9 protein-coding genes and 4 pseudogenes are annotated in these 10,843 nt (G+C 68.6%); 6 read left to right on the top strand and 7 right to left on the bottom strand.

The features are described 5' to 3' along the window. Positions 1 to 184: 184 nt before the first annotated feature. From C6N31_RS41595 to C6N31_RS41585, 3 genes are all read left to right on the top strand, one after another. Positions 185 to 775 carry a hypothetical protein gene (locus C6N31_RS41595; protein WP_232486307.1) on the top strand — a complete coding sequence of 197 codons (591 nt, stop codon included), beginning with the start codon at positions 185 to 187 and terminating at the stop codon, positions 773 to 775. 77 nt (positions 776 to 852) lie between these two features. Continuing rightward, positions 853 to 1,002, top strand: coding sequence for a hypothetical protein (locus C6N31_RS41590; RefSeq protein WP_198359559.1), 150 nt, complete (start codon positions 853 to 855; stop codon positions 1,000 to 1,002). 81 nt (positions 1,003 to 1,083) lie between these two features. Then, complete coding sequence (locus C6N31_RS41585) at positions 1,084 to 1,887, top strand: phosphotransferase (protein WP_198359558.1); 804 nt, start codon at positions 1,084 to 1,086, stop codon at positions 1,885 to 1,887. A gap of 307 nt (positions 1,888 to 2,194) precedes the next feature. Here the strand turns inward: C6N31_RS41585 and C6N31_RS41580 are convergent, their stop codons facing one another. The 5 genes and pseudogenes from C6N31_RS41580 to C6N31_RS41555 form a co-directional block, all read right to left on the bottom strand. Further along, positions 2,195 to 2,365 (bottom strand): hydrophobic protein, encoded by a 171-nt coding sequence (locus C6N31_RS41580; protein ID WP_198359557.1) that lies wholly within the window; start codon positions 2,363 to 2,365, stop codon positions 2,195 to 2,197. A 111-nt stretch (positions 2,366 to 2,476) separates the two neighbouring features. Further along, positions 2,477 to 4,218 (bottom strand): annotated as a pseudogene (locus tag C6N31_RS41575) (relaxase/mobilization nuclease domain-containing protein). Between the two features lie 5 nt (positions 4,219 to 4,223). Then, the gene (gene mobC / locus C6N31_RS41570; RefSeq protein ID WP_198359560.1) at positions 4,224 to 4,679 is read right to left on the bottom strand and encodes a plasmid mobilization relaxosome protein MobC; all 456 of its coding nucleotides are present in this window, start codon (positions 4,677 to 4,679) and stop codon (positions 4,224 to 4,226) included. A gap of 730 nt (positions 4,680 to 5,409) precedes the next feature. Next, positions 5,410 to 5,955, bottom strand: a complete 546-nt coding sequence (locus C6N31_RS41560; protein WP_198359556.1) for a hypothetical protein — start codon at positions 5,953 to 5,955, stop codon at positions 5,410 to 5,412. Between the two features lie 421 nt (positions 5,956 to 6,376). Beyond that, the gene (locus C6N31_RS41555) at positions 6,377 to 7,063 is read right to left on the bottom strand and encodes a TetR/AcrR family transcriptional regulator (RefSeq protein ID WP_198359555.1); all 687 of its coding nucleotides are present in this window, start codon (positions 7,061 to 7,063) and stop codon (positions 6,377 to 6,379) included. 91 nt (positions 7,064 to 7,154) lie between these two features. On the opposite strand from C6N31_RS41555, the gene C6N31_RS41550 reads away from it, so the two are divergent. Together C6N31_RS41550 and C6N31_RS41545 are read left to right on the top strand one after the other, a co-directional pair. Beyond that, on the top strand, positions 7,155 to 8,597 hold the full coding sequence (locus C6N31_RS41550) for an amidase (RefSeq protein ID WP_198359554.1): 1,443 nt from the start codon (positions 7,155 to 7,157) through the stop codon (positions 8,595 to 8,597). A gap of 174 nt (positions 8,598 to 8,771) precedes the next feature. Beyond that, on the top strand, positions 8,772 to 8,975 hold the full coding sequence (locus tag C6N31_RS41545; protein ID WP_198359553.1) for a hypothetical protein: 204 nt from the start codon (positions 8,772 to 8,774) through the stop codon (positions 8,973 to 8,975). Positions 8,976 to 9,105: 130 nt separating this feature from the next. On the opposite strand, the pseudogene C6N31_RS41540 reads toward C6N31_RS41545, so the two are convergent. Both C6N31_RS41540 and C6N31_RS41535 read right to left on the bottom strand, forming a co-directional pair. Beyond that, positions 9,106 to 9,567, bottom strand: a pseudogene (locus C6N31_RS41540) (IS5 family transposase); the annotation flags it as partial. 8 nt (positions 9,568 to 9,575) lie between these two features. After that, positions 9,576 to 9,716 (bottom strand): annotated as a pseudogene (locus tag C6N31_RS41535) (L-2-hydroxyglutarate oxidase); the annotation flags it as partial. A gap of 216 nt (positions 9,717 to 9,932) precedes the next feature. On the opposite strand from C6N31_RS41535, the pseudogene C6N31_RS41530 reads away from it, so the two are divergent. Next, positions 9,933 to 10,472, top strand: a pseudogene (locus C6N31_RS41530) (ISKra4 family transposase); the annotation flags it as partial. Between the last annotated feature and the right edge of the window lie 371 nt (positions 10,473 to 10,843).

The following is a 10,843-nucleotide window of genomic DNA, read 5'->3' as shown; positions in this document are numbered from 1 at the left end:
CACCCCGACCCATAACCAGATCAACGGATCAGATGATCGGCCGGACACGGCCTAGTCGTCAAGCCGGGAGAGTCGTCTGGCATCAAAATCCCGCAGGCGAGGTACTTGGAACTCAAGCAGGCGGTCGTCGAGTGCTTCAACTCCCCTGCCTGGCTGGTCGAGGGCAGCGCGGTGCACGTGGAATGTGGATCTCGCCGAGTTCTCAGCGGCCGAGACACTTCTCGTCCGTAGCCCGTCGCCCTACGGCTACGCCCGCGCCTACGCGCTCGGCATGATGCTCTCAATCTCGTCGAACGGCTCGCAGCTCTCCAAGCCGCCTGTCCTGCGCAACCGCGGAGCGTTCGACCGCTTCACCCGAGGACTGGCCGCCGCCCGCGAAGCCGCACTACCCGTGAAACTGAACCTCATCGTGTCCGACGACAACGCTCACGAGCTCGACGGCATGCGCGCCCTGGCCGAGCAGTACGGCTACCCGCACCAGACGTACGCCAACATGTCGCCGACCATCGCCGGTGGCAGCGAGCCGCTTCCCACGCAGGCCGCGGACTTTCTGCGGCAGCGCAAACCGTTCGGCGGCTGCAACGCCGGCCACACGTTCTTCCACGCCGACCCCTTCGGTGTCGCCTCGATCTGCAAGGTCGGGCGGGACCCCAATATCCGGCTGATCGAAGAAGGCGTAGAGGGCCTGCGTCGCCTCGGCAAGATCGCCGATTCCCTCATGCTTCGCACTGGTGGCTGCTCCGGCTGTTCGCTGTCCGGCACCTGCTGGACCTGACGACCGCTCGCCAGGCTCTACCAGGAGGCGAAGGCACCAAAACGCACCTACTGCCAACACTCAGAGAGGTAGACCCCATGGCACCCACAGCCACCGCCACACCCCTACCCATCACCATCGCCACACGACTGCTCGCCAAGGACGAGGTCGAGATCATCGGCGACCTCGACACCCTCGTCGAGACCGTCATGTGCTCCTGCAACGCCGGCGACGACAACCCGTACTAAACCGCGCCGCACCACAGCCGACCGTCCCGGCCCCATAGGGTCGGGACGGTCGGCCCGCTCATTCACACCCCGGGAACCGCTATGCCCGTCACCCGCATCCACTGGGAAGACCTACCGTCGGCCGCCCGTGCCGCCGTCGAGCAGCACACTGGATCCATCCTGCACGCCGAGACAGCTTCAGGCGGCGCAAACTCCGGAATCGCCGTCCTGGCGACCACCGCCGACGCGAGCCTGTTCATCAAGGGGGTTCCCTCGCATCCGCAGGCCCGCACGCAGCAACGTGAAGCCGAGATCAACCCCCACCTTCCCCCCGCCTCCCCACGGTTGCTGTGGCGCGTGCAGGTCGCCGGCTGGGACCTCATCGGCTACGAACGCATCACCGGACGCCACGCGGACTACGCCCGTGGTTCCGAAGACCTCCCGCTTCTCGCCCAGGCCATCGCCGACCTGCAGGCTTCGCGATGTCCCGATCTGGAGCTCAAGCGCGCCGAGCAACGCTGGGGCAGCTACGCGGATACGGGAGAAGCCGAGCTGTTCGCCGGCAAGACCCTGCTGCACACCGATCTCGCCCCACACAACATCCTGATCACCGAACACGCCCACATCATCGACTGGGCCTGGCCCACCCGCGGCGCTGCCTGGATCGACCCCGCCGTCCTGATCCTGCGCCTCATGGAAGCCGGTCACAGCGCACAGGACGCCGACCAGTGGACACGACGCTTCCCCTCATGGCAACAGGCGCCGGACAATGCCGTCGCCGCCTTCTCCGCCGCCAACGCCCAGCTGTGGGACGAGATCGCCCAACACGATCCCCAGGGGTGGAAGAAGCACATGGCGCTCCTGTCGTGGGACTGGGTGGCGTACTGGCGGAGCCGCTCTCGGTAGGGCAGCCCACACAGTGCGGGCGGCTTCGTACGCTCCGCAATGCGTATGGGGGGATCCAGTGCCCACGCACTCGCGCGAGAGAAGTTGATCGGCTGACAGGGGTCCGGGGACGGGGTGGGTGAACTTGAGGTTCGCGTGCATGGGTCACGCGCCCCGCGCCGCCCCCGGACACCGATCCCCTACCCATGCCATTCCGCGCTGACCCCTGGGTGGAGAGGCGCCCTCGACAGCTGACGATCCGGGGGCACGGCGGAGGCCCGGCGGATTGTCCGCCGGGCCTCTTCCCGTGTTCACGCGCCTGTCGTGGCTACCAGCGGTACCAGCGACCGCGACTTCCCGACGAGTGGGTGCCGCGCATGACGAAGCCGAGCAGCCAGACGACCAGCACCACGACCGCAACCCACCAGAGGATCTTGAGCGCGAAGCCGGCACCGAACAGAATCAGTGCGAGCAGTAGAACCAGAAGCAGTGGACCCATGGTTATCAACCTCCTGACCAGCGGTTGCCCTGTCGTGCACGGGTCATGCGTACGGAAATTCGAACCCGTCAGACCCTGATGGAAGGTGACCGGCCCGGCTGCGCGGCGTCTCTATCGGCGGCGTTGGTGGGGTTGATCGATCCTGGCCGCCCGGGGGGCGGGCGCCGGAGCCGGCGGGGTCTGCTGTGTCTGGGTGCCAGTGGTCTTGGTCGAGCGGAGGGGGGCGGCTTCGGCTCGGGGGTTGGGTGCGGGGTTGCGGCTGGTGTGTTGGATGCGAGTGAGCAGGACGCGTGCGGGTTGGCGGGCGGTGGCGAGTTCGCGTTGAGCGGCGGCTTCCTTGAGGAGTTGGCGGGGTTTGTGGCCCCCTGCTTCGGCGTCGGCAAGGACGGTGGCGAGGGCGGGCCAGCCGGGGTCGCTCAGGATGCGGGCGGCTTGTTCGGGTAGAGCGGCGCGTACGTCGCTGGCCAGCGTGCGAAGGGTCTCTTCCTTTGGCTGGCGGGTTTCGAGCTTGGTGAGCGTCGGTGCCAGCGCGCTGTTGGCTGCTGCCTGCAGGTGGTTGACGGCTTGCCGGGCGGCGTTGCTCTGTTGGGCGTGGCCCTTGGCTTCATGCCAGCGTCCAGCGACGATGACGGCCCAGACGAGCGCGGCGGTGAGGGCGGCGAGCGCGCTGCCGTCAGGGCCGGTGGCGGTGTTAGCGATGTCGCGGGCTGCGGTGCGCAGGGCGTAGGCGGCACGGTCGTGTGCCCGAATCTGAGAGCGCTGGGCACGCGCAAACACCATGCTGGCTGCCTGCAGCTGGGCGCGCAGGTCAGCGGGGGCCTTTTGGGCGGTTGCTTCGAGGAGTTCGCCGAGGGCGCTGACGTGGGCTTGGGCCCGCGCATCACCAACGTCGCCGTCGCTGCTGTTGCTGGTGATCTCGGTGTGGAGGGTGTCGAGGGCTTCGGTGGCCTGCTGGCACACGGTCGTGGGCCGATAGCGGCGGGCGGTGGGGTGTTCCTCGGGCGCTGTGGTTTCCAGGCGGGCCTTGAGTTTCGGCAGGGAGCAGGTCCGGGGCGATCTTCCCGCCGGAGTGGAAGATCTGCTCGCCGTTCTTGTTCAGGTCGCCGGGGCGGCCGACGGAGTAGCCGAGGAGGTCGCCGGAGGGTCCGCGCCGGGGTTTGACCTCGAAGGCGTCGGCTTCGAGGTAGGCGAGGAGTTCCTCGGCGCTGGTGGCGCGGGGGATGGCGGCGCGGATGCGGTCCTGGAGCCATTCGCGACTGGTCTGTTCCCAACCGAGGCGGGTGGCTTTGTGCATCTCGCCCTGGGTGGGCCGCCCGGCTGCGGTGCGGTCGCCCTTGCCCAGGCGGCGCAGGCCGTAGTCCTTCTCGATCTGACGGCACGCATCACCGACGCGGATGCCGCTGTCGTGGAGTTTGGGGCGGCGGCCGTCTTCGCGGACGGTGGTGGCGAGGATATGGATGTGATCGTCCGCGTGGCGGACGGCGATCCAGCGGCATCCCAGGTCGTCGCTGTCGGGGGCGATGCCGGCGGCCTGGACGATGCGCTGCGCGATCTGGCCCCATTCGGCGTCGGACAGGTACCGGTCTTCGGGGGGCGGCGCGCACCGCGCAGTGCCAGACGTGGTCGGTGACGGGCTTGCCGAACTCGCTGTTGCGCAAGGTGACGGGTTCGTCGAGGTAGTGGGCGAGAGCGGTGAGGGTGGCGTTCTCATAGCGGCCGGGATCGGGCCTGCCGAGCCTGGCGAAGGCGGCGACGAGGTGTGGGTCGAGGTGTTCGTCGTGTCGTCCGGGGCCGTAGAGGTAGGCGAGCAAGCCCCGTGTGTTGGCGCCGGAGGGCTTGATGGCGGCGATCATTCCGGTCAGACCTCCGTCGGGTCGGAAGGATTGCACAGGGCCTGGGCGATGTCCGTGAGCAGGTGGTGCAGTTCGTCGAGGCGCTGGATGATGTCGGGCGGGGTGTAGCCGGTGTTGAGGGCGCGGGCTATCTGGTTGACGTTCGAGCCGGTGCGGTTGAGTGCGCGCAGCACCTGGGCGCGGAAGATGTGCGTGCGGCGGCGGTCCTCGCTGAGGGGGAGGTTGGCGGTGAACCGTCCGGTGATGAACGCGATGACGATGTCGGCTGCGAAGCCGGATTCGCCCTTGTAGTTGTGCTCGGCGGCGGCCTCTTGGAGGCGGGTGCGCTCATGGTCGGTGAAGCGCAAGGGGCCGACGCGCATGGTCCGTTTTTCGCCCGTGAAGCGGCGGATCGCGGGTTGCACACCCTGCACCAGCGGCTCGCCGCCGGCAGAGGCACCAGTACGTTCGGGGTGCAGGATCGCTTGCTGCGTGGCGTGGAGGGTTTCCGGATGGGGGCCGCCCTCGGTCCCGGCTTGGTCCGGCGCCCCTGGCGCAGGGCCTTCTCCGCCACCCCTGGGGCGGAGATCCCCCGATTCCGGCCGCGAGTCGGACTCGGGGTACTACTGGCTCCGCCAGGAGCCGCCTTCCCGAACGCGCGCAACCAAAGGCGCTTCAGCGTAGAAGACTTCGCCAAGGCAGCGGGCTCATCGGGAGCAGGCTCAGCAACGTGCAAGTCGTGCATGGGGTACTCCCTGAAGTGTTCGGGACAGGGTGGTGGCGGCAGCCGACGTTGTTGCGGCCTGGTGGCTCACCCCACGTGGGCCGGCGCGGGGTGAGCGAGCCTTCCGGCCGAGAAGATCCCTTCCCGTTGGACGTTCGCGGACGTCTGGAAGGAGTGGTTCGGCCCCGGAGGCGCCCGACCACGCTACGGACGGACGGCGCAGGCCGCCGCGGAAGCCGGCGTTGCGGGCCGGATGGTGGTCCACCGCCAGGGCCAGGTCCTGGTGCTGGACTCGACCCCGATGCCGGTGAAGCTGCGCGAGACCGTGTTCGGCGACGCGGTTACGCGACGCTGACCCTCGCGCTCGATCTCTACACGCACGGGCTCCCGGCCTCTGTCCGTTCTGTGAGCGCAGCCAGTACGCTTGCTCGCAGGCCATAGGCCGTTCTGCCACGTGGTTCGCCAGGTGCCGAGACCTCAAAAGCTATCTACCTCCGGCGTCGCAGTGCGTAGGAGACCGCGACGACGGCGACCAGCGGCCCCCACAGCAGCATCGGCACGTAGCACGCGTTCATGATCAACGCGGCCATGCCCTGCGGCGCCTCGGAGCCGCCTGCTTCTGCCGGCCAGCCACCCCAAAACATCTCCGTCGTCAGTGCGGTGACCGCGAACGCCCCCAGCAGCGCCGGAACAACCGCCGCCCAGGTCCTCACGCGCCTGCCACCCAGGAGTGGGATCCAGCGCGGCACTCTCTCGCCCCAGGGCCTGACCAGGCCGAGAGTCATGAGCGCGAGCCCCTCAGTGACAAGTGTCAGCAGGGTGATGTAGGAGGAAACTTCCAGCCCGGGTTGCCAGTCCTTGGCCAATTGGCCGCTGAAACCCACCGGGATGCCCACGGCCATGGCCATCCGCCACAGCCCCGAGGGCAGGACGGCTAGCGGCACGGCATGCGCCGCCAGGTCCACCCAACGCGGCACCGCCAAGCCCGTGGCTGTGGCCTTGGCCGTGGTGGGCAGTGTGTTCGCGGCATTCATGACAACCTCCGGAGCGGCGTGCGGTTGTCTCCATGCTTCGCCTCGCACCCACGCCGCACATCCCGCCACGGTCCCCTCGCCATCAACCTTGCGGGCGAGCCCGCCCTCCTCCTTCGGGACGACGCCCCGGACATCAGTCGGCGATCAGACCCGGGCATCGCTTCCATGGTTGCGAACAGCCTTGTCGCCCTGGTGGAAGCTGTCGCAGGTACACGTGATGACAGCGCATTCACGTCGGGCGCCACCGCAGGTTGAATGATGGGTAGAGCGGTGGCCCCTTGGAGGGTCCTCACCAGGCGTCCTGGACCACGTCCCAGTCAGCGTCGTAGCTCATGTAGTCGAACGTCAACCCGTGCGGGACGTTCCTGCTCGACATGGACAAGCAGCTCGACCTGGTGCCCGTGGCAGCTCCCCGGCCCTACTAATTCGGTGCAGCTGACACGGCACGCGCAAAGCGATGAGCGCCCGGAGTGTCAGACGGCTTTTCGGGGCGGATGGTGCCGAGGCGTTCCCAGAGGCCGACAAGATGCGCGTGCAGGACTTCCTCGGCTTCCTCAGCGGTCAAGTGGCCTAGGAGTACATGGGTGGTGAGGCCGTCGGCGAGGGCCAGCAGAGTGCAAGCCTCGTGCTGCGGGTTGGGCGGCGTAGCGCCTTCGTCGGCCGAGCCGCTCTCGGCGGCCTCCGTGATGAGGCGGACGAGGAGGTTCTGGAGGGCCGCGTAGCTGGTTCTCAGCGGGCCTGCGAGTGGCTCGCTGACAGCAGCCTGAGCGACGAACGCGAGCCAGATTCGTGCCTCGGCGCGGTGTTCTTCGCGGAGCAGGGCAATCTCGTTGGTCGCGTGGCCCAGGGCTGTCGCGGCCGACTGGGCCGGGCTGGCGGTCAGGCGGGTCCTCACGCGTTCGGTGATGCGTTCGCCGACGTGATCGACGGCGAAGAGGAGCATCTCCCCCTTGCTGCGAAAGCAGCGCTGCACGGCGCCCAGTGAGACCTGCGCGCGGGCGGCGACGTCGCGCATGCTCACTCCCTCCGGTCCGTGTTCGTCTGCGAGAAGGCAGACAGCCTCGGCGATCCGGCGGCGTCGGCCTTCGTAGTCCACCTGTTTGGGCATGCCCGGTCATCCTCCTTATTCCAATACGATCGTATCGCTTCCGGGATAAGGTCTCGGACACAGGCACTTCGGCATGTGGATAGGAAGCACGATGATCAGGCAGAACGCCCTGTGGGCAATGACGGCCGCCGCCCAGGCGAAGGCCGTCCGAGGCGGAGAGATATCGGCGGTCGAACTGATCGACAGCCACCTGGAACGCATCGCCGAGGTCAACCCACAGGTCAACGCGGTCACGCAGCTGTTGGCTGAGCGAGCCCGCAAGGCCGCGGCACACACGGACCAGCGGCGAGCAGCGGGCGAGGAACTCGGGCCGCTGGCCGGCGTGCCGTTCACGGTGAAGGAAACCACGGCTGTCGAAGGCGTGCCGACCACGCTCGGAACGGCACGCTTCCGCGACTTGGTGGCTCCGGCCGACGCACCCCCTGTGGCCCGGCTCCGCGCGGCGGGAGCCATACCGATCGGCCACAGCAACATGCCCACCCTGGTCCTGGCCGGGATGCACACCCGCAGCGAGCTGTTCGGCGACACCGTCAACCCGTGGAACCCGAGCCGGACCCCGGGCGGTAGCAGTGGCGGTGACGGAGTGGCCGTCGCCACCGGTATGGCCGCGCTCGGACTCGGCAACGATTCCGGCGGATCAGTACGGATCCCGGCCTCGTTCTGCGGCGTGACGGGGCTGAAACCGACCACCGGGCGGTTCCCCGCCGACCACCGCGTCCTCGGACCGGACGACCCGGGACCAGCCTCACAGATGCTGGTCACCGACGGGCCCCTGGCACGTACGGTCGCCGATCTGCGGCTGGCATACGAGGCGCTGGCGGGGACCGACCCACGGGACCCGCGGGCCGTACCCGTGCCCCTCTACGGCGAACCGCTGCCGGGGCCGGTCAAGGTCGCGCTTGTCGCCGACCCCGGCGGCCACGGCGTCCACCCCACGGTCCGCGGGGCCGTCACAGCGGCAGCGGACGCGATGCGCGACGCAGGGTACGACGTGCAGGAGGTGGCGGACGTTCCGCGGCTGGACGAGGCACTCGAGGCATACGGCCGGATCACCGTGACCGAATTCGCGCCGACCTGGCCGGTGGTGCGGAAACTGCTCGGCGAAGGCGGAGACCGCTACATCCAAATGGCCATGGAGAAGACTCCTCCTGCGAGCGCCGCAGAGCTCACGAAGCTGATGGGGACCTGGCTCGGCATCCGCCGCTCCTGGGCGGAGTTCCTCGACGAGTTCCCGCTGCTACTCGGACCGGTGTTCACCGAGCCGCCCGTGGAGCCGGGACTGGAGTCACGCGACGAAACGGGGCGGGAACGGGTCGCCGAGAGCATGCGACTGTGCACGGTGACCAGCTTTGTGGGCATTCCCGCGGTCGCCGTACCGACCGGAGTCAGCGACGGACTGCCGTCCGGCGTGCAGATTATCGGGCGCGCGTTCCGGGAAGACCTCTGCCTGGCCGCTGCCCAGGAGATCGAGGACCGCCTCGGCGTGCTCACGCCGATCGACCCTCGCCCCGATGTCCCGGCTGCCGCGCCGTAGGCGGAGCTTCGACAGCGGGTAAAGAGACGGCCAGGGGTCGACGAGCGGCACGGAGGAGGCAGTATCCGCGCCGCGCCGCTCACGGCCCCTCCCCGGCAGGATCGGCCATGGGGACCATCGGTACAGCCGTTGGCGTTAAGCACTTGATCATGGTCTTGCGGTCTCGGGACATCCGTGTCGGATCTTGCGCTGAGCCTTCGTTGGCCGTCTCTCTGCGCGTCTGTTGACGAGCCGCCGCCGATCCTGACCGGCGGCTCCGGGGACTGGACCGTCGACATGGAGACCGGTCGGCCGCACCTCACCCTGAACGCGGACTACCCCGCCGGGCACTACGTGCGCCTGGACGAGGTACGCCACGTGCCCGATCTCAGCCGGTAGCACGCGCGGGGGGCTTTACCGCAGCTCGGCGTTCGGGTGGGGCTGGGACTGGAGCCGATCGCGCAGGTCGATCTCCTCGGCGGTGAGCGGTTCTCCGGGCTGGCGGATACGGACGGGCTTAGAAATCATCTCATTTGGTGAGTCGTCGGTAGCGGATGAGGGTGCAGGCGATGCTGGTGGAGGCTAGGAAGTGGTCGGCCTTGCGTTCGTATCGGCGGTGGAGGCGGCGGCAGCCGGCGATCCAGGACATGGTTCGTTCGATGACCCATCGGTGACGTCCCAGGTGGGTTGAGCTCTCGATTCCGCGTCGGGCGATTCGGTGGACGATGCCCTGGCTTCGGAGCCATTGGCGCAGGTGGCGGTGGTCGTAGCCCTTGTCCGCGTGGAGCTTTCCCGGTTTGCGGCGCCGGGGTCCGCGGCGTGAGCGGATCGGCGGTATCCCGCGCACGAGCGGCTCCAGGCCCTGGCTGTCGTGCATGTTCGCACCCGAGATGACGACGGATATGGGCAGACCGGTGCGCTCGACAATTAAGTGGATCTTCGACCCGAACTTGCCCCGATCGACAGGATTCGGACCTGTCAGATCCCCCTTTTCAGGGCCCTCGACGTACGGCGGTGGTAGCCCTCGCGGGCCATCGCCGGGACCGTGTTGGGGCCGAGGTGCACCCCGCCATGCACGTCACGGGTGAGGTGGACGCCGAGGAACGGGAAGGCCGGGTCGGGGACCGGGTAGACCAGACCGGCCCGCACGCCTTGGCCGCGTACCTCACCCCAGGTCGCTGCCACCGATGGGGAGGACACGGCTGTCGGCCCCTCGTATGAGGAGGTTCACCCCAGCTTCGTGGCCTGGACGCAGTGGCGGCAGCCAAGGGCGGGTCCGACCCTGCTGAACGCAGCCGGGCCGTCAGCGCCGCCTGAACCACTACGCCCGAAGCGGCGTTGCTTACGCAAAGGGTCGAAGCGGGGAAAGTGCTGGGCAAGCGCCGCCTCAAAGAACTGGTGGTCGCCTCGGCCGTCGACATCGCCGCCTACTACACGGTGAAGATCCCGACCCCGTGCACCCGCGAGATGCCCCTGGTCATCCAGATCGACGGCAAGGGCGTGGTGATGCGCCCCGAAGCCCTGCGCGAAGCCACCCGCCAAGCCGCGGCCAAGAGTGCCGCGGCAGGCCGACGCGGACGCCTGGCCCCCGGGGAGAAACCCAACCGCAAGCGCATGGCGACGGTGGCCTGCGTCTTCGACACCACCCCCGCTCCGCGCCGGCCCCACGACATCGTTCATCCGCCCGGTGGGCGCAGCGAGGCCCGGCCGCCCAGGACGGGCCCAAAAGCGGTACGGAAGTGGTGCACCGTCTCGCTGATCCGTCCCCCAGAACAGGTCGTCGCTGACGCCTTCGCCCAGGCCACCTCCCGCGACCCGCAGCATCTGCGGGACTGGATCGTGCTCGTCGACGGCGCCCGCCACCAACTCGACCTGATCCACTCCGAAGCCGCCCGCTTGGTGGGTCGGCTTTGCCACTGACCGGTGCACAGTTGTCCGGCTCTGCGGCGCGGGCAAAGCGGAGCACGGTGCTGAAGCCCATGCCGAGCTGGGGGCGATGGACCGCTTGCTGTGTCCAGCGGCCAGGAGCGCGTGGACGGTTGCATGCTTGGCGCGGGTTCGCTCGGCGAACCGGTGTCCTGTCGGCCAAGGCGACGACGTGGGCGGATCTAACGTTTGCTGGGGCTCCTCCGGTGGCGCCGGTGCCGGTCGCAGGCACGCGCGGTGTTGGAAGACGTACTTCTCGGCGGCTTCGCCGAGGTTGTGCCAGAGGGTACTGGTGGGCCGTCGGCGAGGTGCCTGCTCAGCAGGTCCTTTTCCAACGGCCC

Source organism: Streptomyces fildesensis (assembly GCF_016107395.1).
Lineage (GTDB): Bacteria > Actinomycetota > Actinomycetes > Streptomycetales > Streptomycetaceae > Actinacidiphila > Actinacidiphila fildesensis.
Note: the sequence above shows the minus strand (reverse complement) of the source record. Positions and strands in the feature narration are given on the sequence as shown.

Coding starts and splice junctions, on each gene's coding strand:
- C6N31_RS41590 (WP_198359559.1), top strand. CDS start 853: ATGGCACCCACAGCCACCGCCACACCCCTACCCATCACCATCGCCACA.
- C6N31_RS41585 (WP_198359558.1), top strand. CDS start 1,084: ATGCCCGTCACCCGCATCCACTGGGAAGACCTACCGTCGGCCGCCCGT.
- C6N31_RS41580 (WP_198359557.1), bottom strand. CDS start 2,365: ATGGGTCCACTGCTTCTGGTTCTACTGCTCGCACTGATTCTGTTCGGT.
- C6N31_RS41560 (WP_198359556.1), bottom strand. CDS start 5,955: ATGAATGCCGCGAACACACTGCCCACCACGGCCAAGGCCACAGCCACG.
- C6N31_RS41555 (WP_198359555.1), bottom strand. CDS start 7,063: ATGCCCAAACAGGTGGACTACGAAGGCCGACGCCGCCGGATCGCCGAG.
- C6N31_RS41550 (WP_198359554.1), top strand. CDS start 7,155: ATGATCAGGCAGAACGCCCTGTGGGCAATGACGGCCGCCGCCCAGGCG.